Genomic DNA, 20,965 nt, shown 5'->3' with positions numbered 1-20,965 from the left:
TAATACCTATACAAAATGGATCTAGTGCTATAGAAAAAGATAAATATTTTAATAAAGCTTCTGAAATGTGGGATGTAATAAGAGAGGAAATGGATTCGAACTTTAGTAATTTTTTACAAGGTAATGAACCAACTATTCAATTACCTAATGATGATAAGCTTATTAAACAGCTATCTAATAGAAAATATAGCGTAGATTCAAAAGGTAAGATACGAATAGAAGGTAAGAAGGAAATGAAAAAGAGAATAGGAGAATCACCAGATAGAGCAGATGCTGTTATATATTCATTTGCTGAAAACGGGAATGATGATTTATCTCTACTGAAAGGAGGAAGAGTATGGGGTTAGTAAAATATTTAACTAACATGTTTAAGAAAGCTACAGGTGAAATGAGAACTTCTGGTGGTAGTGCTGGAACATATAAACTTGATAGCTCTAAAGTTGATTATGGATTAGCTAGAGAACTATATCAAAATAAAAATGCAGCGTACAAGTTAGGAGCTTCTTTTATTAGGCCTATAATAAATAGTTCCATAGGTTTTATGGGAGTACCTCACTTTCAAATAGAAGATGAAGAAGCTAAAGTTGTTTTAGATGAATTTGCATTAGATAACACATCTAAGATGCTAAAGACACATACTAATGCATTAAAGCTTGGTGATTGTTATATATGGCTTACAAGAGAAGATAGAGTTAATCCTTTGTATCCTGATAAGCAAACAAGAATTATATATAACTTTATATCACCGGAAGAAATAACAGATATAATATTAGATCCTACAACTAAAGAACCTATAGCTTATATATTAGAAACTGAAAATGAGTGGGTTGATTTAGAAGGAAATAAGAAAAAAGCTAAAATAAAACAAGCAATAACTGCAGAAGAAAGAATAGTAGAAGTAGAAGGGGATATTCCAGAAGGATTAGAACCTGGTATATACCCTAATACATGGGGCTTTGTTCCTATAATTCATTTTAAAAATGAACCGGATGAAACTTTAAAGTATGGTCAAAGTGATATAGAACCTATTGAACCATATGTTAAAGCTTATCATGATGTTATGCTACATGCACTAAAAGGTAGTAAGATGCATAGTACACCTAAACTAAAGATGAAGCTTAAAGACGTTGCAGGATTTTTAAGAAATAACTTTGGAGTTGATGATCCTGTTAAGTTTGCTAAAGAAGGTGGACAGATTAATCTTGATGGCCATGAAATATTATTCTTAACAGATGCAGAAGATGCAGAGTTTTTAGAAGTTAGATCTTCTACTGGTGATGCACAAACTCTATTAAAGTTATTATTCTATTGCATAGTTGATATAAGTGAAACTCCTGAATTTGTATTTGGAGTTCATACTCCTAGTTCTTTAGCTTCTACAAAAGAGCAAATGCCTATTATGGTTAATAAGATTAGGAGAAAGAGAGAACAGTTTACAGAGCAATGGCAATTATTAGCTAGGATGGTTCTTATAATGAGTTCTAACTCTACAGGAGCTAAGTATTCAACTTATGATGTGACTATAGGATGGGATGAAATAAACCCAAGAGATGAAAAAGAATCAGCTGAAACATTAGAGAAGGTAAGTAATGCTATGGCAAAGGCTTTAGAAGGTGGATTTATATCAGAAGAAGCTGCAGTAAACTTCTTAGCTCAATATATAGATACTATGAGTAGTTATATAAGTGATGATCCAGAAATAGTAGGAGAAAGAGAAAAGATAATAAAAACTAAAATGTTAAGATATAGACTTGATGATGTTCAAGGTCTTGATGATGAAGCTGATGACATTCAAAAGGAAATAGATAAAGTCAAGGAAGAAGAATAATGAGTAATGAAATAATAGATATTACAACTACTGCAGGTAAATATAAAAAGTGGGCTTTAGAAGCTAGAAAACACTTTGTAGACTTAAGACTTAAGCAAGATAAAGAAATAAAAAAGATGTATATAGATATTACCAAAAGAATAACTAAAGAGCTTAAAAATCAAGGTATATCAAAGTTTAATGAGCAAAGGCTAAAACGTATATTAAAACAATTAAATAGAGAAATAGAGTTATTAAATGACCAACTCACTATTAATTTTGAAGATTATTTAAAACAAAATATAGAAGTTGCAAGTAATTACTCTAAATCTATTTTATTAAAGGCAGTTAAAACTGCAGGGATAACAAAACTAAGTAAACCAGTTGTGCAAAAGATATTCCATGAATTTAATACGAGGACAACAGAAGCTTACTGGGCTAGAACTAAGAATGGTCTTTTCTTATCCGATAATATTTGGAGTAAATCTGTTAAATACAGAGATACTATGACGAAGATACTTCAAACAGCAGTAGCAGAAGGACAAGATTGTGTTAAAACTGCTAGGATGTTGGATCAGTATGTTTTAAAGGGAAAGCAAACATTAGTAGATAATTATCCAAATATGATTAAAAGAATGGGAAATAGAATACCTTCTGATGTTAGCTATGAAGCTTTAAGACTAGCTAGAACTGAAATGACTGCTGCATATGGAGAAGGTGTAATAGTTTCTGCTACAGTTAACCCAGGTACAAAGGGTATTAAATATATATTATCTGGAAGTCATCCTAAACCAGATATATGCGATAGTATTACTGGTATAGATTCATATGGGTTAGGTATAGGTGTTTATCCTATAGAAAATGCTCCTAGTTATCCTTTCCATCCTCATTGCTTATGCATAGTTTTAACTGTTAATGAGCAACCAGAAGATTTGGTACAAAGGCTAAAAAGGTGGAACAATAACCCTATGAGTGAGCCAAGTTTGGAAACTTGGTATCAAGATATATATAAGAAAATGGTTGATTAATAGACGTTATATACGTCTTTTTATTTTGCAAAGAAAGGAGTTGATAATATGTTTTTAAATATACCATATGGAGAAATGTCAGATGTTATAAATGGAGAAATGGATTCAGTAAATGCTATTTTATCATCGATTAAAGCTTCTGATATTCCTTTAGCTTCTGGTGTAGATATTGAAACTTTAAAAGCTGCAGATGAAGATCCGTTAGAAATAGTAGTAGAAATTCCAGCTACTAAATCTAAAAGAGGATGGAATTATACTTCAAAGAGTTTACAGGATATAGTTGACTATACTAAACAATATACACTTAATGGTTTTTTAGGACATCAAAAGCCTGAGAATGTATCTACTGAGTTTGTTCCGCCTGTTACACATTGGATAGGAGCAGAAATGAAAGGTGATAAGGCATACTTTAGAGGATTAGTTGATGCAGATGCTACAAACCTTAAGAGATGGCTTAGAACAAAGAGAATTCAAGAAGTTAGTATATTTGGTTACCCAAAGCTTAAAAAGGGTGCTAAAGGCGAAATGAATGTTGTAGGATATGAACCATTATCTATAGATTGGACACCACTACATAGACCAGGAATGCCTACTAGTATAGTTGCTATGGAAATGAATGACCCAAATGGAGAACAACTTGATGGAACTTTTGAAAACTTAAAAGTAGATTTAAGAGAAGCTTTAAGAGAAAAATATAATGCTAATGATAATGGAACTTATCTTTGGATTCAAAATATTAGGTATGACAATAGTACTGCTATATTTGAATTAGAACAAAGCGGAGTTACAAAGTTATATAGTATAGATTTTAGTATTGTAGAAAATAATTTACAGCTTGGTGAAGCGGTTGAAGTGGTTAAAAAAATAAGCTATGAACTAGCTGGAGAAATGAATGAAGGAGGAAAAGTTATGGAATTTAATGAGTTAGCAAAAAATGTAAAAGGTTTATTACAAACTGGTAAAATATCTTATTCTGATGTTGTAACAGGATTAGGACTAACACCAGAGGTTGTGGCAGGAGAAATGGAAGAAGTTAAAGCTTCTATGGATGCTAAAGATATCTTAGAAAAAGTAAGAGAAACATTAGGACTAAGTGGTGAAATGGATATAGTTGAATATGCTATAAAGGCTCAAAATGCTATAATCCAAAATCAAAAGGAAACTTGGAATAATACATTAAATGAAGTTATAGGAGAAAAGGTAGTTGGAGAAATGGCCCAAGGATTAGTTAAGAAAATGCTTAAGGCCGAAGAAGGAGCTACTAAAGAAACTATAGCAGGAGAAATAGATGCTATATTACAAGATGATCTAGTTAGAAACTTAATATCTAGTTCTCACAAAGATGTGCCACCTGGTACAAATGCAAAAAAAGATAATAATAATAATAATACTTATTCAAGTTCAGTAAGAGTTAAGAAAACAAGAATATAAATAAGGAGGCAACATTATGGCATATACAGGGCAACCCGTACCAAGTACACAATTAGCGGTAACAAGAGCTAAAATCAGTGATGGAAAATCAGTAATGGTCACAGTACCATCAGGTAAAACTGCAGAACCACAAAAATTTTATTTGTTTGATGGATTCTTTGGTGTAGCTATGGAAAATGGAGCACAAGGACAACAAATCAATCTACAAATAGAGCTTGCAGAATATGAAACAGATAATATAGTTACAGCAGAAGCATTTAATAAAGGCGATAAAATATACTGGGATAATACAGCTGGTAAATTTACTATAACATCTACAAGTAATAGATTAGTAGGTAAGGTTACAGCTCCAAAAGATAGTAATAATGTAATATGGTTCTTATTACTACCACAACAATAATAGGAGGAATTAAAATATGTTTAAAGTTATAAGTCAAGATACTTTATTAGAGCAAAGAAGAAAATTAAATATAGAAGAAGATGTACCGTTTATAACAAATGGTGAAACTGATTATGTTACAAAAAAGATGGTCAATGGAGAAATGGAAACCTTAGAACTTGAAAAGCCATTAGGTGAAATGATGTCCTTTGGATCTACTGCTAACATGAAAGATTTATTAAGAAAAGTTACATTAGATGTTGAGTTAGGTAGAGAGCAAGTTCAATTAGTATACGCTCCTATATATGACACTATAAGAGATGGTAATTTACCTCAAGTATTAGATGCTAACTGGGCATTATATGGAAACTGTGTATTCTTAGAGCATATGGAAGGCGGAGAAGTTAAGTTTGGTACAATAAGTGCAGAACAAGGACCTACTGCAAGAATACAAACATTTACTACAGGGTTTGAATATACTAAGCAAATGATAGACTTTAATCAAACTTTTAAAGTTGAAATATTAAATAAGTCTATGGGAGAAGCTTATAATGCTTTATTAAATCATCTACATTTAAGTCCTATATTAACTGCTACATATAAATCTGCAAATAAAACTGCATTTAAAGGTTTAGTTAATGATCCTACTTGGTTAGGTATATGGAGAACATTAGCAGAAGCTAAGAAAGATACTGTAAAAGCTAAGAGACCTGCAAATATACTATTAGCTTCAAGTGCAGACCAGATAGATATAGAAATGGCTCTTAAAGGTGGACACATGATAGATGGTTCTACATATCCAGCATTAAGTGGTATAGATACGATAATATACTATGATGGATGGGAAACAACTGTAGGTAAAAAGACATATTCTTATTCAGGAGTTACACCTGGCAAAGCTTACTTAGTAAGAGGTAAGAGAGGATTTAAAGAATTAATTAAGAAAGATTTAACTACTGAATCAGGGAATCCAGATTTAACAAGAATGGTTGAAAGTCAAATAGTAGGTTATTGCTATAGAGGAGTATTTGCAGCTATAGATGAAAACATACAAGAAATAACTTTAAAATAAGGCACTCAATGAGTGTTATTTTTATGGGGTGATTTAAAATGACACCTACTCAAGAATTAATATTAAAATTAAGATTTTTGGTAAATGACAAAGATAAAAAGACATTTACTGATGAAGAATTAGATATGATATTAAAAGAAGCGGACTGTATTAACTGTGCCGCTTCTAATGCTTGGATGTTTAAAGCTATGCAATATGAAAACACCATAGGAGAAATAGCTGAGTATAAAACAGGTGATGAAATGTATAAAGCTTCTAATATAAAGGATTTAGTTTCTATAGCTTATCAGAATTCAGAGAGATTTAAAGGAAAGTGCGAGAAGGTTAATAATGTAAGTATTATGCTAGGTATAAGCACTGAAATAAGCCTATGATAAGTCCTGAAAGAAGAAAAAAAGATATTTTAAAAAGTATAGAACTAAATCCTACTAATATATCAATTAGAAATACTGTAAAGATTGAAAAAGATGGAGCTTTTGAAGAAGTAGAAACAACACTTGATATAACCGTAAGAATTTATAATCAAAAGAGTTCAGAAGTAAATGTATCAAGTGATAAAAAAGGAACTTCATATTCGTCAAGAAGATACGGTATGCTTATGGATCATACAGTAGAGCTTTTAGAAATTGATAGTAAAAGTTCTATAGAATTTAAATGTATTTATGGAAATTTAAAAATAGCAGCTATTTATCCTCAAATAGTAAAAGGTATAATTTGCGGTTATCAATGTGACCTAGAAAGGATTGATTGATATGTCTGCATTTAGTAGCGTTATTGAACATATAGAAAGAAAAAAAGCAGGCATGTTTATTCTAGTAAATACTTTTGCTAGTGAATTAGAAAATGAAGCTAAAATAAATGCAAGTTGGAAAGATAGAACAGGTCATGCAAGACAATCTATTAATGGTAAAGCTTCTAACAGAGGTTCTCTATATAGGATTTCTCTTTCTCATGGTGTTGAATATGGCGGGATATTAGAAGAAGGTTCTAAACCTCATATAATAAAACCTAAGAATAAAAAAGCTTTATATTGGAGAGGGGCTGCACATCCTGTTAAGCAAGTAAATCATCCAGGTACTAAAGGTAACCCTATTATAGGTCCTACAATAGAAAATAATATAGATAGAATAAGAACAACTGTTATAGAATATTGGAGTGATTAGATGAGAGCAGGAATAAGACAGGCTTTAATTGATAATATACCAGAACTTAATAACTGTTATGAACCTAATGTGCCTAGCAAAGAAACATTAAAACCATATGCAGTTATATTACAAACAACTGATGATGAAGAAAGTAATCCAGTTAGTTTTGTAAGCAATGTAGAAGTTTGGTTATATGAGAAAAGAACTACTTTTAAAAAATTAGATTATTTATATAAACAAGTTGTTAAGGCACTTCATCTTAAAACTGCAACAGATCCAACTACAAATCAAAGTTTCACTTGTGTATTCAATGGAACTATAGGGCAGGATGTAGTTGACGAAGAGTGGGATGCAATAGCTAGAGGAATTAGTTTTAAAGTTATAGGACTACACAATGACAATACTGTAGAAAGTGTTGATGAATGGGTAGAAGCTATAAGTAAATACACTGAAACATTAGTAAATGTTAGTGTATATAGAGACTGCTTTAAAAATAGCATTGATACACCTTCTGTATTATGGAGATTAGTAGATAGAAGCCAACAGGCTCTTAGTCCTTGTTTATTAAATATAGAAAAGACTTTAGTATGCCATGTAGTTAGTGATGAAAGAAAACAAATACAAGACATACTAGATGCTATAATCAACGATTTTTCTATTAAGGTTAAATTACCATTAAATATAGATCAAAGAAGATATTTAACCGTTACAGGAATTAAAGAAAACATGACCGCTGATATGTTAACAGAAGGCCAGTTGACTGTAATGTTGAATAGAAAACACTTTATAGAAGAACAAGTTCCTATAATGGAAAATATTTATGGAACTAGAAAACTCACTTAGGAGGTTTAAAAAATGGCAGAAATAATAAAAAAACAAAAAGCTATGGTAGAAGAAACATCTAATGTTACTTTATATCCTATAGAAGATTTAATAGATAATAGTTTTGCTCTAACAGGCTATAAGAAAGAAGTAGCAGTTGGAGCATTATTTAATTGTAATAAAAAAGAAATGTCTAGGGACGAATTCAAGGGATTAGTAGAACAATTTCTGAAAAGGAGTGTGAAGTAATATGATAGGAACATGGGATGCAGAACCTAAAAAAGAAATACCAGGATTTTATAATGCTTTTAGTTTCAAAGCACAAGAAACAATAAAAGAAGGTTCTGGAGGGATTCTTGGAATGCCAGTTAAAGCTAACTGGGGGCCAGTTGGAGCATTCGTAAGTATAAAAAATAATAAAGACCTTAGGGGAAATTTTGGAGAAAATGAACAGTACACAGCTGTAAAACTTGGGAAACTAGCTTTACTAGGTAAACCTAAAGAAATATTAATGTATAGAATAGCTAATCAAAATGCAAAATGTTCTACAATACCACTTAAAAATACTGCGACTACTCCAGTTACTGTTATAGAAATATCTAGCTTATATCCAACAGATCGAGATTTTAGCATAACTATAAGAGAAAATATAAGTGATATTTCTAAAAAGGATTTGATTGTATTTGAAGGAACTAAATCTTTATTTTCTATATTTGCTTTATCACAAAATATAGATGAAATAGTTAATACTATAAATAACTATTCTAAAAATATATATGTAAGGGCTATAAAGAAAGCAGATAGCGAATTGCCATTAGCAAATATAGTTAATCAAAAACTTACTGGTGGTAATAATGGGTTAGAAAATATTACAAATGAAGCTTATATCAGTGCATTAAGTGAATTTGAAAAAATTAATTTTAATAAATTTGTATTAGATGGAATTGCAGAAGATGCCTTAAATACAACTATAAAGACATGGGTACAAACTTTAAGAGATAAAGGGAAACCTATAACAGCATACATAGGTTCAAATGATAGTCTTACATCAGATGAAATAAACTATAAGTCAGTTAATATGAATAACGAAGGTATTATACATATTAATGTTAAGGGGATAAAAAATGGAATAACTTATACAAGAGCAGAAAGTACATGTCATATTGCAGCATTAGCATGTTCATTAGGAGTTAAAGATAGTTTATGCAATATGGCAACTTCATTTGATGATGTTGAACCTATAGGAGATTCAGAACAAATAGAAGCTACAAAGAGTGGTACTTTAGTATGTTATAGGGACCAAGAAGGCGAAGTATTAATACTAGATGATGTAAATACATTAGATATAAGCTTATTAGATGAAAATAGCGATAAAGGAGCATATCTACGTTATATAAGAACTGTTGATTTTATAGATACTGTAAATACAGATACAAGACTTGTTGGTAAAAAATATCAAGGTAAAACAGGGAATAATAGAAATGGACAAATGGTAGTAATAACAGCTCTAAAAAAATATTTTGAACAATTCGTTGAAAATTCAGTAATTGAACCTAACTTTATTGTAGCTATAGATGAAGAATTACAAGCTAGTGCAGCTAAAGATGAATTTTTCTGGAAATGGAATACTGAACACATAGGAGTTATAAAAAAAATATATGGAACAGGTTATATAAAATAGGAGGTGTTATAAATGTCAGTAGATGGATCAAGAACAATACATAGTTCAAATGCAAAGATAATACTTGATGGTGAATGGCAAACAAATATGACAGAAATGACTGCAGATGTTGAAATGGATAAAAAGGAATTAAATTTTATAGGTGATGATTGGACTCATTACAAGGTCGGTAATAAAAAAGGCGCAGGTTCAATGACTGGTTATAAAGTTACATCTGCTATGATAGAAAGAGGGTTTAAAAGATTTGAAATTATAACGGCTTTAGAAGATCCTGAAGCATATGGTCATGAAAGGATAAGGCTTAAAAACTGTATGGCAGATAAACTATCTTTAGTAAATATAAAAGCGAATGAGGTTATAGAAGAAGAAACTCCTATTACATTTGTAGGATACGAGTTGTTAGACCCTATAAGAGTGTAGGAATAAAGATCATTAGGTTGTAAGTTTAAATAGCTTACAACCTTTTTAAGTTAAAATTACTATAAAAAATATTAAATATTTGGAGGATAAATTATGGAAAATTTAGATTTAGAAAAAAGAGAAATGTCAGAGGATGAAATAATAGCAAAGCTTATGGAAGAAGCACCTATACCAGAAGCTATATGTCTTGTAGATCGTTTAGGAATACAAATTACACTGAAAGGACTTAGCGAAAAGGAAATAAATAGAGTTAAAAAAGAGTGTACATACGAAAGAAAAATAAGAGGAAATAGAATAAAAGAGTTAGATGATGATGAATTTAATGCTGCTTTAATAGAAAAAGCTACAATAAAGCCTAACTGGAATAACCCTAAACTATTAGATGCATTAAAAGCTTCAGATGGTAGACAAGTTATAAAAAGAAAGTTTTTAGCAGGAGAAATAGCTGCAATAGGAGATAAAATATTAGAGTTATCTAAATATGATGATGAATTAGAAGAGTTAGAAAGTATAAAAAACTAATAGCCAAAGGAGGTAAAATAACAGTTTTATATAATTTATTTGCGAAACATAACATTTCACCTCATGAATTTTATGGAATAGCAATAAATGAAACGTGTAGAAGGCTCCTAATGGCTTTTTCTAAACATGAAATTGAACAAGAAAATAAAGCAGCTAGTAAAACTTAAAGAGCTACTAAATTAAGTAGCTCTTATTTTTATAGAAAGGAGTGAAAGTATGGCTAAAAAAGATATATACACACTTGATATGGTTATTAGTGTAAAAGGTGATGGAGAAACTAAAAATAAGTTAAAAGCAACTGAAAAGTTTGCAGAACAGACTGAAAAAAAAATGCAGAGATTAAATAGAATTAAAGCAACTCCATCTGTTCGAATTAATGATAGGGCCTCTAGTACTATAGATAAAATAAATAGAAAAAGTAGTCTGTTGAATAAAGTTATAAAAAGCACTGCTACTGTAGTTGATAGAGCTACGCCTGTGCTTGATAGAATTAGAAGTAAGGCAACTATTTTTAATAGACCTATAAATACTATTATAAATGCAAAAGATAAAGCTTCTGAAACCGTAAATAATATAAAGTCTAAAATACAAAACTTAAAAGCAGCTACAATAATAAGTCTTAATATGAGAGCAGATCCTGCTATTAGAGCTATAGCATTAACTAGAAATAAATTAGGTGAGTTATCTAATAAACTTAATTCTATAGCTGGAAAAACTTATAAAGCAGCAGTAGAGCTAAAAGATAATGCAAGTCCTCAGTTACAAACATTAGATAATAAGATTACCGAATTAATGGGTAAGTTTGCAGCGATAGCTGCTGCAGGTGCAATGGCATTTGGAGGATTCGGAGTAGGAGAATCATTAAAAGCTTTTGCAGAATTTGAAAAAGGGTTATCAAATGTTAAAGCTGTTACAGGCGCAACTAAAGAACAGATGAAACAACTTGAAAGCACAGCTATAAATTTAGGCGAGTCAACTGCATGGTCGGCTTTAGAAGTAACTCAAGCCGAAGAACTGCTTGGACAAGCTGGGTTTAGTGTAAAAGAAACTATTTCTGCATTACCTGGTCTTTTAAACTTAGCAAGTGCCGGTGGATTAGATTTGGCAAGTGCAACGGACATAGCTGTAGGGTCATTAAAAGCTTTTAATTTAAATGCTAACGATTCAGCTCACGTAGCTAATGTATTAGCACTGTCAGCAAGTGCTACAAACTCTGATGTAACAGATCTTGGAGAAACTTTAAAATATGTAGCGCCAGTCAGTCAAGCATTAGGCATATCTTTCGAAGATACTGCGGCTGCGGCTGGTTTGCTTAGTAATGCAAATATTAAAGGCAGTCAAGCTGGAACAATCCTTAGACAGACGATGGCTAGATTAGCAAGTCCTACAAAAGAAGCTGCAGGATTAATGGAAAAATACGGTATAAATGCTTTTGATGCTCAAGGAAATATGAAACCATTAAGTTCACTTGTTGATGGATTGAATTCTTCATTAAAGGGATTAACAAGTCAGCAAAAAGCTGATGTTATATCTACTATTTTCGGTACTGAAAGTATGTCAGGTGTTTTAGCTCTTATGAACCAAGGTGGAGAAAGTTTAGGCAAGTTGAGTAAAAGGCTTGAAGGAACAAAAGATGCTGCAAAAAAAATGGCAGACACTAAGTTAGATAATTTAGCCGGTCAGTTTGAAGCTTTAGACGGTGCAATAGGCACTGTTAAAATAAAATTAGGAAAAGAACTAGCTCCATATACTAAAGATTTTGCTAAATGGTTACTTGGTAAAATGCCTGAGATAAGTGGTGTTGTTGTAGGTGTTGTAGGTACGATAACTAAAACTTTTCCGAAAATACTGCAAGTATTTAAAAATTTAGTTCCTGTTATAGCAGGTGCTACCGCTGCATTATTAGCATTTAAAACTGTAATGCTTGGAGTTTCTATAATAACAACTATTGTACCTGTTTTAAGTAACATAGCATTTGCATTTGCAGCAGTTGCTGGTGGAGCTGCTACAGTAGGAGAAGCTATGTTGTTTGTGATGGGTCCTATTGGATGGATTGCACTAGGCATAGGGTTATTAGTAGCTATAGGAGTAGCTCTTTATCAAAATTGGGATACTATAAAGTCTAAAGCAACTGAATTAAAAAATAAGTTTATAGAGTTAAAAACAGGAGCTATAGACAAAGTAAAAGAAGGATTTTCGAGCTTAAAAGAAAAAATTCTAGATCTTAAAGATAATGTAATCGATAGTGCTATAAAAAAATTCGACCAATTTAAACAAACGCTAAAAGATAATGAGGATCAAATTAAAACTATTTCAACTGTTTTAGGTGTTATATTTGGTCCAGCTTTATTACAAACAGGTGTACAAGCAGCTATAGCTGGTACTGTAATAGCTACAAAGTTTACTGTAAGTTTAGTAAAAGCTGGTATAGAAGCTATTATCTCCTCTGCTAAATTAACAGGAAGTTTTGTTTTAAGTTTAATGCGAGTATCAGCGCAAGCTATTATAACTGGTCTTACAATAACAGGGAATCTAATATTATCCTTTATAAGTCTTGGAGCACAAGCGATTACTACTAGTGCTATTATGATAGGAAACTTTTTATTAAGTTTAGTTAGAATATCAGCACAGGCTATTATAACAGGTGCTACAATAACTGCTAGTTTAATATTTGCCCTGATTAGCTATGCAGCACAAGGTTGGGCTACAGTAGCTTGTATTGCAGCTCAAACAGTAGCATGGACTATTCAACAAGCAACCATGTTTGGTGCAGCTGCAGCTGCAGGTGTTGTGACTGCTGCACAATGGGCTTTAAATGCAGCTATGGCAGCTAATCCTATAGGATTAGTCATAATTCTTGTGGCTGGATTAGTTGCTGGACTTATATATCTATGGAAAACATCAAGCAGTGTAAGGGGAGCAGTATCAAGCTTTTTTAGTGGGTTAAAACAATGGGGAGTTAGTGCATGTAATGCTGTTATAGGTGCATTAAACTCAATGATTAGTTTAATAAATAAAATTCCAATGATAAATATACCTAGCATTCCTACTGTTGGTGGAGGAAGCAGTAAAGCAAGTAGCAAAAGTAGCGGAAAAGGTGGAGGAAGTAAAAAAACTACTAAACATGCTACTGGTGGTATATTCACGACTCCTCACTACGCTTTATTTGCAGAAGAACCAGGAGGAGAAGCGGTAATACCTCTTAATGGGAAACGTAGAGATAGAGCAGTAAGTTTATGGCAAGAAACTGGTGAAAAACTGGGTATGGTAAATAAAGATAGATACAGAAATGCAGGCAATCAATCTTCATTCTTCATAAAAGGAGATAGAAATAGATTTACACCTAAAGAACAAAATTATGAAGAAAATAATTCGTCAGGTAGCTCTGAACCAAGATTCCAAGTTTGTACACCTCGAGTTGCTGGTGGAGCAGCTACTATAGATGTAAATGTTGAAGTTAATAATAGTTTTGATAATAACGTAGATGAAGATTACATAGTACAAGAAACAACTAAAGAAGTTGGTAAAAAGTTAAAAGAAGCTCTTGATAATATAAATTAAATAACTAAAATAAGCACTAGATAAAACAATTATTCTAGTGCTTATTTTATATATGAGGATGTGGCTAATTTGGATATTTATTTAAAAAATGAAAAGATAAATGAAACCTTCCATTTTCCAGTAAATCCTATTGATGAAATAAGCATCGGAAAGAAAAAAAGATTTGATACATTAGATATTATAGACGTTGGAGAAGTTGATATAAATAAAAAAGGCAAGAATATAGATCAAATAAGTTTTGAAACTTTATTACCTAAAATATACCATCCTTTTTGCAGATATATAAACATACCTAATGTTAAAGATTCTATAAGTAAATTAGAAAAATGGATGGAACAGGAAGAGCCTTTAAGATTACTAATAACAGATTTTGATTTTAATGATTTAGTAACAATATCTGATTTTAATAAAACGGAAAGAACAGGTGAAATTGGAGATAAATATATATCAATAACATTTAGAACATATAAAGAGTTGAAAATAGAAGAAATAAAACCTAAAAGTCAAACTATTGTTAGTGGAAATACAAGTACAAATAGTATTAATACTAAAAAAATGATTGTTAATTCAGGCAATAGTAGATTAAATGTTAGAAGTGGTCCGAGTACTAGTTATTCTGTAATAGGTAAGCTATATAGTAAAAATGAAGTTGATGTGTATGAAATAAAAAACAGTTGGGCTAAAATTAAATATTCTAAAGGTAAAAATGGAATTGGTTATGTAAGTGCTAAATACTTAAAAGAAAAGCCTGCTCCACCTAAGTTAAATAATAATAGAAATAATACTAAAAGCAAGTCTAATACATATACAGTTGCAAAGGGAGATACTCTTTGGAAAATATCTAAAAAAACTTATGGTGATGGCTCAAAATGGCAGAAAATATATGATGCTAATAAAAAAAGCATAGGATCTAATACATCTGCATTAAAAGTTGGAATGAAGTTGGTGATACCGTAAGATGGATTTAATATTAAAAGATAGGTATAAAATAAGTAACTTAAATAAGGGAATATCACTCAAAGAAGCTATAGATGGAATAGCATATGCTGCTGATATAGAAATTGTAGATACTAAAGAATTATCTAATATAGGAATTGTCAAAGGTGATAAGATAAAGCTTGTTGATGGAAATACTATTATATTCAGTGGTATTATATGGGAATTGAATAAAAATAAGAAAAGTAAAAGTCTTAGCCTTAAAGGTAAAGAAAGAACTGTATATATAGAAGAATCTGAGGATGAATATCTATTCGGAGAAGGAACTGCAACATCTAGAATTAATCAATATTGTAAAGACTGGGGCATACCTTTAGAAAGCTTGATAGATACTAAAATAAAGCTTTCTAAAGCTGTTTATAAAAGTAGTACTATTTTTTCAATGATGAAAAAGGATATAATTGAAACTGCTACAAAAGGTGGAGATTTATATAAATTAAGGATGGAAAATAAACTTACTTTGTTTAAAATAGGTAGCAATAGTAGGATATATAAATTAGATAATATTTTAGATGACATAGATGAAAAATATAGTTTAAGTGGAATTGTAACTCAAGTTAAAGTTCTAGGTAAAAGTGATAAAGATGATAAAAAATCACCGATAATAGGTACTTATAAAAAGAATACAGAAAAATACGGTACAATACAGAAAATAATACAAGATGACAAGGTTGATAATGCTACAAAATCTAAAACTGCAGCTGAAAATTTATTTAATAATGGAGAGGATAGTCTGAGTGTAAAATGTAAAGACATAATAGGAATAAGAGCAGGTGATAAAGTATCACTTTATGGCAAAGAGTATTATGTTGTAGATGTAACTCATGATATTACACAGTCTCCTAACATGAGTTTAAATTTATCTAGTCTAGAAAATATAAGAAAGAGGTTTTACAGCAATGGAAATGTATAATGAGATAGCTAGATCAATAAAAGGTCATACAAAAAAAATTGTAAATAAGGAACTAATGTCATCTGGAATTGAAATAGGAGTAGTAAATAATTATGGTTTAAAATTAGATAATTTCAAATATGAAATAAAAGATTTTTCGATACTAGAAATTGCAAAACCTATAACTGCAGGTGATAGAGTATTAGTAGCTGCATGTGGAAGTGAATATATAGTTTTTGGGAGGATTGTAAATGCCTAACTTATTTCCAGGTGATACAAATTTTGAAGAATTAAATAATATTAATAATAGTGAAGAAGTAGAATTTAAAGGATCTTATAAATTTGATTTTGATAAAGGAGAATTTGTAAGAAATATAGATGGAACTATAGCTAGACGTAATGAAAAAGAAGCTTATATACAATGGTGTATAAAAGCTATGAGAACACCTAGATACCTATTAGCATATAGTGATTTATTTGGAAATGAAATTGATACATTGAGAGGTAGTAAATTTTCAAATGAAGCTATAGAGCTCGAAATAAAAAGAATGACAATAGAAACATTAAGTGTACATCCTAAGACACTTGAAGTAGATAATTTTAAATTTAACTGGGATAATCAAACTTTATACTTTGAGTATGATATAAAAAGTGCTTATGACGAAACAGCAACATTGTCAAATGAATTGAAAGTTAGGTGATAATATGGATATAGATAATATAATTGTAGATATACCTATTCCAGATTTTCTAAATGAAGATGCAGACACGATACATAAAAGAATGCTAGAGAAAGCTCCTACTGATGTTAATACATTGGAAGGGGATTTTTTTTGGGATAATACAAGACCAAATGCAGAAGAACTAGCATATATGACTCAAATGAAGTTGCAAAATGTGCTAAGAATATTTTTTTTACAAACCACATACGGAAAGTACTTAGATGCAAAAGCAGAAACAGAAGGAATACAGAGAAAATCAGCTACAAAAGCATATGGAACTATAAAGTTAACAGGAGAACCTGGAACTATAATTCCGACCAGTACTATAGTATCAACTGTATCAACAGAAAATAAAGAAGCTATAGAATTTGAAACTACACAAGATAAAGAAATAGATGATAATGGTATTTGTTATATAGAAATAGAAGCTATTGTACCTGGTTCATTAGGAAGAGTACTAAAACAAAGTATAACTGTTTTAGTTACACCTATAAATGGAATTCAAAGTATAACTAATGATGCAGATCTAAATGGTGGTACAGATGAAGAAGATGATAATTCTTTAAGAGAAAGAGTATTTGAACGAAAAAGAAATCCTGGAACATCTGGAAATGAAGCTCACTATAAAATTTGGGCTAAAAATGTTAGTGGTGTTGGTGATGCAAAACCATTTCCACTTTGGAATGGTGAAGGAAGTATGAAAGTTGTTATTGTAAGTCCTGAAAAAAAAGCTGTATCTGAAGCATTAGTACAAGAAACATATAATTACATAGAAACAGTAAGACCTGCAGGTGCAAAAGTTACAGTTAAAAGTGCTATAGAACTAGCTATAAATATTAATGCTACTATAGTTTTAGCAAATGGATATTCTTTAGAAGATAGACAACCTTTGTTTGAAAATAATCTAAAAGAATATTTTAAGCAGATAGCTTTTAATGACACATATATTTCTATAGCTAAAGTAGGTAATATATTATTAAGTACAGCTGGTGTCCTAGATTATAGTAATTTAAAATTAAATGATTTAACTGCAAACATTGGTTTGAATGAAGAAGATATACCTGTCGTAGGAATTATTAGTTTGGGGGTGTAGTGGTGTGAGTTATGAAATGTTTATAGATGGACATAACTTAATGTCATATTTATCTCCTGATTATCAAAATTCTAAAATAATGACTAGCTTACAAGGCACAAACTCATGTGAATTAGCAAGAATTGATTATTTAATTGAGGATCTAACCAATCAACTATTTGTAGAAACTGCAACATGGGGTCTTGAATTATGGGAATATGAATATGGAATAACTACTGACAAGAGTAAAAGATATGAAGAGAGAAGAGAAGTATTAAAAGCTAAAATACGTGGACAGGGTACAACAACTAAGGAAATGTTAAAGAATACCGCTCAAGCTTACAGTAATGGTGAAGTAGAAATTATAGAAATATTTGAAAGATATAAATTTATTGTTAAGTTTGTAGGGACTAAGGGAGTTCCAGCACAACTAGATGAATTAGATAAAACTATAAGGCAAATTAAACCAGCACACTTAGCTCATGAATATGAATTTACATATCTTACATGGAATGAATTTGATAAATTTAACTATACTTGGGATCAATGGGATAACTTAAATCTGACATGGAATGACTTTGAAATACATAGGGAGGTGTAGATAATGAGTTTAAATAAAACTCCAAATATATGTCTTAATAGTTGGCTAGGAAATGAGTTTCCAAAACGTCAAGATTTTGTAGATGATAATGTAATAATAGATACTGAAATTAAAAGCTTAAAAGATACTTTAGGTACTGGATTAGTTGCAAATAATATAACAATAGCTGATACAGAAAATAAAATTGTTGCTACTAAAGTAGAAGGTGCTTTGTTAGAAATAAATGCTAAAACAGAGGCTAACAAAACAAGTATTCTAGAATTACAACAAGAATTAAATGGTCAAGTAACTAGAGGTATAAATATAGTTAATAGTTTATACGAAAAACTTTAGAAAGGAGGTTTTTTTATGCCTAATGGTACAATCCATAATTTTGGTACTTTATATGTAGGAGGAACAAAAATACCATTACCAACTAAACCTTGGAATGGCACTCCGACAGGTTGCCCAAGTGTAGGTAATATATATACTTATTCAAGTGGTAATGTTGAAATAAAAAACAGTGACTTAGATGATGCTTATAAAATAAAATGGATAGAAGTGAATGATAACGGCAAAAAATTGTTTATATCTGATAGAAACTTATTTAGTGGAATAGGTATTGCTCAATTAAATGCTTTAAATTTAATAAGTGGAATAGAAATAATTATAGATTCATCAAAATATAAACTGAGAATGTTAACAGGTGGTACGAACTATCGAAATGGTTCAAATCTTTATGCAGGTGCAGCTCCTACTACAAATGAATGGGACAAGATAATTTGTAATGAAGGTGGTTTTGTAGGATTACCAACTCCTACTGTGGAAGATTTAAACAGTGCCTCAAATGCTACCGATTATAATAGTGCTAGTAATCAGCTTTGGAATTGGTTCGGTCTATATAATGCTTGTATGGATATACCAACTGTAAACCCTAGTTATACTACTGTTCGTGGTTGTTTTGGTATTGCTTACTACAATTATTTTAATGGTGGGGGTACTGCTGTTGGTTGGCGACCTGTATTAGAATTTATTACAGACCTTCCTTTAATCTCTGATACTGATAGGGACTTCGGTAATTTATCTAGTCCTTTAATACAATCATATAGTATTTCTGATACAGATAGTACGAATTTAACGATTACAGAAAAAATAAACGGTGTGGAATTAAGAACTTTAACTAATAAAATACCTGGGGATTTTGTATTAGATTTAACTTCTGTTTGGGATAGCCTACATATAAAAAATACAAACACTGTTCAAATAATTGTTAATGATAATTTAGGTGGAATATCAACTCGCACATGGACATTTGAAAAAATACTTAATCCTTTATCAAATGTAGTATTAAAAGAATTTATTGACAGAGCAGAATTATTAAACAATGAATTTAATTATCAAAACTTTAGATTAGGTGAAAAGTTAAAAGATAAAGGTGTTGAAGTTGCAGAAAATGATAAAATGTCAAATTTGATTGATAAGATAAACAATATTAATTCTTATAAGTATGTAAAATCAAGTGTTCAAGTTACTGCAAATTCAACTACGACTATAGTTACAAATGCTGATTTTGACGTTAAGGATTATCTGATTTTATTAAAACCTTCAACATATGGAAGTACTTATACAATGGCAGGGTTAACACTTAATAACCCACAGTTTCAAACATATTTTTCACAATATTATACGGTTACTACTTCATTAGTAGGAAACGATATACGAATAACTGGTCAATATCATTGTGACGCAAATGGATATGTTCATTATATAGTTTTTGATAAGGAGGTTTTTAAATGGTAAGCATACAAGGAACTAAAATATATTATTGCCTAATAACTGGAAATATAATTAAACTAATCCTTGATAAAGAAGGTTTTTTTAACGAAACAACTTTTGATGAAGATTATGCAATATATACAGAACTAAAAGAAAGAGATAGAACTAGCATAGGTTTAATAGAGTTTGCATACGGTGAATATTTTAAATTAAGTCAAAATAGTACAGGGGTAATGGTAAATTTAGAAACAAAAAAATTAGAATTTACATATGAGCCATTACCACCTATACCACAAGAACCAACAGAATTAGAAATAGTACAAAGTAAAATATCCATTTTGGAAACAGGTTTATCAAATACGGAATATATATTAATGATGGGGGGACTTGCATAATGTTAATACTAAACTTTGAAAAAATAAAATATTACTATGACACTTTTAATGTAAATGGAGAAAGGTTATGGAGTAAAGAAATGGTTAAAGGTGCAGTTTTAAAAAGAAAAATAACAGAAGAAGAATATAAAACTATTACAGGTGAGGACTACATAGCATAGTCTTTTTTTATTGCATAAAATATATGAAATGAGGTGGAAAAATATGAGTTCTGAATCTATAGGATTTGTAATAGGAATAATTACTCCCATTATGTATGTAACTATAGAATTTATTTGCTTTAAGTTAAATATAAATCCTATTGCTATGCTTATATTTTCTTTATTTAATATGGTATTTAACATATATATTCTTGCAAAAGCAGATAAACTTCTTTAAATTTATCTCCAATAATAATATACTTATTGTTGGAAGGGGATGATTTATTGAATATTACAAATCAAATAAAAGTACTAGGAGATAAAATAGATTATATATCTCAAAACACACAATTTACGATTAACGTTGCTTTAATTGTTCTTACTCTAGCTATTGCAATATCAGGTGGGGCATTATTTTTCTTAAGTAAGATGTGGGTTAGTAAAGGTATAAAAGATGAATTAGAAAAAATAAAAAAAGAATTAAAAGAAGAAATGAAGGAGTTTATTTCAAGTAATCAACAGTA

General features: G+C 30.4%; 27 protein-coding genes. All 27 read left to right on the top strand.

From position 1 onward, the window contains the following. Positions 1 to 89: 89 nt before the first annotated feature. Positions 90 to 347, top strand: a complete 258-nt coding sequence (locus AC11VW_RS12780) for a hypothetical protein (protein WP_484301812.1) — start codon at positions 90 to 92, stop codon at positions 345 to 347. Further along, a complete protein-coding gene (locus AC11VW_RS12775; protein ID WP_484301811.1) occupies positions 338 to 1,828 on the top strand; it encodes a phage portal protein in 1,491 nt (496 codons plus the stop codon). Before AC11VW_RS12780 ends, AC11VW_RS12775 begins: the two co-directional genes overlap by 10 nt. Further along, complete coding sequence (locus AC11VW_RS12770; RefSeq protein WP_484301810.1) at positions 1,828 to 2,835, top strand: hypothetical protein; 1,008 nt, start codon at positions 1,828 to 1,830, stop codon at positions 2,833 to 2,835. The genes AC11VW_RS12775 and AC11VW_RS12770 overlap by 1 nt, the downstream gene beginning before the upstream one ends. Before the next feature lie 48 nt (positions 2,836 to 2,883). Further along, entirely contained in the window at positions 2,884 to 4,266 is a 1,383-nt protein-coding gene (locus AC11VW_RS12765) for a hypothetical protein (protein WP_484301809.1), read from the top strand. 16 nt (positions 4,267 to 4,282) lie between these two features. Continuing rightward, entirely contained in the window at positions 4,283 to 4,666 is a 384-nt protein-coding gene (locus AC11VW_RS12760) for a DUF2190 family protein (protein ID WP_484301808.1), read from the top strand. 16 nt (positions 4,667 to 4,682) lie between these two features. After that, a complete protein-coding gene (locus tag AC11VW_RS12755) occupies positions 4,683 to 5,717 on the top strand; it encodes a phage major capsid protein (protein ID WP_484301807.1) in 1,035 nt (344 codons plus the stop codon). Between the two features lie 38 nt (positions 5,718 to 5,755). After that, positions 5,756 to 6,091 carry a hypothetical protein gene (locus tag AC11VW_RS12750; RefSeq protein ID WP_484301806.1) on the top strand — a complete coding sequence of 112 codons (336 nt, stop codon included), beginning with the start codon at positions 5,756 to 5,758 and terminating at the stop codon, positions 6,089 to 6,091. Continuing rightward, entirely contained in the window at positions 6,088 to 6,468 is a 381-nt protein-coding gene (locus AC11VW_RS12745) for a hypothetical protein (protein ID WP_484301805.1), read from the top strand. Before AC11VW_RS12750 ends, AC11VW_RS12745 begins: the two co-directional genes overlap by 4 nt. Position 6,469: 1 nt before the next feature. Next, complete coding sequence (locus AC11VW_RS12740) at positions 6,470 to 6,880, top strand: hypothetical protein (RefSeq protein ID WP_484301804.1); 411 nt, start codon at positions 6,470 to 6,472, stop codon at positions 6,878 to 6,880. Continuing rightward, positions 6,881 to 7,705, top strand: a complete 825-nt coding sequence (locus tag AC11VW_RS12735; RefSeq protein ID WP_484301803.1) for a hypothetical protein — start codon at positions 6,881 to 6,883, stop codon at positions 7,703 to 7,705. A gap of 12 nt (positions 7,706 to 7,717) precedes the next feature. Further along, complete coding sequence (locus tag AC11VW_RS12730) at positions 7,718 to 7,933, top strand: YqzN/YkzM domain-containing protein (protein WP_484301802.1); 216 nt, start codon at positions 7,718 to 7,720, stop codon at positions 7,931 to 7,933. A 1-nt stretch (position 7,934) separates the two neighbouring features. Then, positions 7,935 to 9,365 carry a phage tail sheath subtilisin-like domain-containing protein gene (locus AC11VW_RS12725; protein WP_484301801.1) on the top strand — a complete coding sequence of 477 codons (1,431 nt, stop codon included), beginning with the start codon at positions 7,935 to 7,937 and terminating at the stop codon, positions 9,363 to 9,365. A gap of 12 nt (positions 9,366 to 9,377) precedes the next feature. Next, positions 9,378 to 9,785 (top strand): phage tail tube protein, encoded by a 408-nt coding sequence (locus AC11VW_RS12720; protein WP_484301800.1) that lies wholly within the window; start codon positions 9,378 to 9,380, stop codon positions 9,783 to 9,785. A 93-nt stretch (positions 9,786 to 9,878) separates the two neighbouring features. Next, positions 9,879 to 10,307 (top strand): phage tail assembly chaperone, encoded by a 429-nt coding sequence (locus AC11VW_RS12715; RefSeq protein ID WP_484301799.1) that lies wholly within the window; start codon positions 9,879 to 9,881, stop codon positions 10,305 to 10,307. A 216-nt stretch (positions 10,308 to 10,523) separates the two neighbouring features. Then, positions 10,524 to 13,868: a phage tail tape measure protein gene (locus tag AC11VW_RS12710; RefSeq protein ID WP_484301798.1), complete on the top strand. Its 3,345-nt coding sequence runs from the start codon at positions 10,524 to 10,526 to the stop codon at positions 13,866 to 13,868. A gap of 69 nt (positions 13,869 to 13,937) precedes the next feature. After that, the gene (locus AC11VW_RS12705; RefSeq protein WP_484301797.1) at positions 13,938 to 14,825 is read left to right on the top strand and encodes an SH3 domain-containing protein; all 888 of its coding nucleotides are present in this window, start codon (positions 13,938 to 13,940) and stop codon (positions 14,823 to 14,825) included. Between the two features lies 1 nt (position 14,826). After that, on the top strand, positions 14,827 to 15,777 hold the full coding sequence (locus AC11VW_RS12700) for an XkdQ/YqbQ family protein (protein WP_484301796.1): 951 nt from the start codon (positions 14,827 to 14,829) through the stop codon (positions 15,775 to 15,777). After that, positions 15,764 to 16,015 (top strand): hypothetical protein, encoded by a 252-nt coding sequence (locus AC11VW_RS12695; RefSeq protein WP_484301795.1) that lies wholly within the window; start codon positions 15,764 to 15,766, stop codon positions 16,013 to 16,015. Before AC11VW_RS12700 ends, AC11VW_RS12695 begins: the two co-directional genes overlap by 14 nt. Beyond that, positions 16,008 to 16,457, top strand: a complete 450-nt coding sequence (locus AC11VW_RS12690; RefSeq protein ID WP_484301794.1) for a DUF2634 domain-containing protein — start codon at positions 16,008 to 16,010, stop codon at positions 16,455 to 16,457. Before AC11VW_RS12695 ends, AC11VW_RS12690 begins: the two co-directional genes overlap by 8 nt. 4 nt (positions 16,458 to 16,461) lie before the next feature. After that, positions 16,462 to 17,571, top strand: coding sequence for a baseplate J/gp47 family protein (locus tag AC11VW_RS12685; protein WP_484301793.1), 1,110 nt, complete (start codon positions 16,462 to 16,464; stop codon positions 17,569 to 17,571). A gap of 4 nt (positions 17,572 to 17,575) precedes the next feature. Next, entirely contained in the window at positions 17,576 to 18,151 is a 576-nt protein-coding gene (locus AC11VW_RS12680; protein ID WP_484301792.1) for a YmfQ family protein, read from the top strand. A 3-nt stretch (positions 18,152 to 18,154) separates the two neighbouring features. Further along, on the top strand, positions 18,155 to 18,484 hold the full coding sequence (locus AC11VW_RS12675) for a hypothetical protein (RefSeq protein WP_484301791.1): 330 nt from the start codon (positions 18,155 to 18,157) through the stop codon (positions 18,482 to 18,484). 15 nt (positions 18,485 to 18,499) lie between these two features. Then, complete coding sequence (locus AC11VW_RS12670; protein WP_484301790.1) at positions 18,500 to 19,930, top strand: hypothetical protein; 1,431 nt, start codon at positions 18,500 to 18,502, stop codon at positions 19,928 to 19,930. Next, positions 19,924 to 20,301 carry a hypothetical protein gene (locus tag AC11VW_RS12665; protein WP_484301789.1) on the top strand — a complete coding sequence of 126 codons (378 nt, stop codon included), beginning with the start codon at positions 19,924 to 19,926 and terminating at the stop codon, positions 20,299 to 20,301. The genes AC11VW_RS12670 and AC11VW_RS12665 overlap by 7 nt, the downstream gene beginning before the upstream one ends. Then, complete coding sequence (locus AC11VW_RS12660) at positions 20,301 to 20,462, top strand: XkdX family protein (protein ID WP_484301788.1); 162 nt, start codon at positions 20,301 to 20,303, stop codon at positions 20,460 to 20,462. The genes AC11VW_RS12665 and AC11VW_RS12660 overlap by 1 nt, the downstream gene beginning before the upstream one ends. A gap of 43 nt (positions 20,463 to 20,505) precedes the next feature. Further along, positions 20,506 to 20,679, top strand: a complete 174-nt coding sequence (locus tag AC11VW_RS12655) for a hypothetical protein (protein WP_484301787.1) — start codon at positions 20,506 to 20,508, stop codon at positions 20,677 to 20,679. 47 nt (positions 20,680 to 20,726) lie between these two features. Further along, positions 20,727 to 20,965: hypothetical protein (locus AC11VW_RS12650; protein ID WP_484301786.1), on the top strand; the 239-nt coding region annotated here is incomplete at its 3' end.

This window comes from Romboutsia sp. (assembly GCF_056995035.1).
This window is presented reverse-complemented; position numbering and strand designations above follow the sequence as displayed.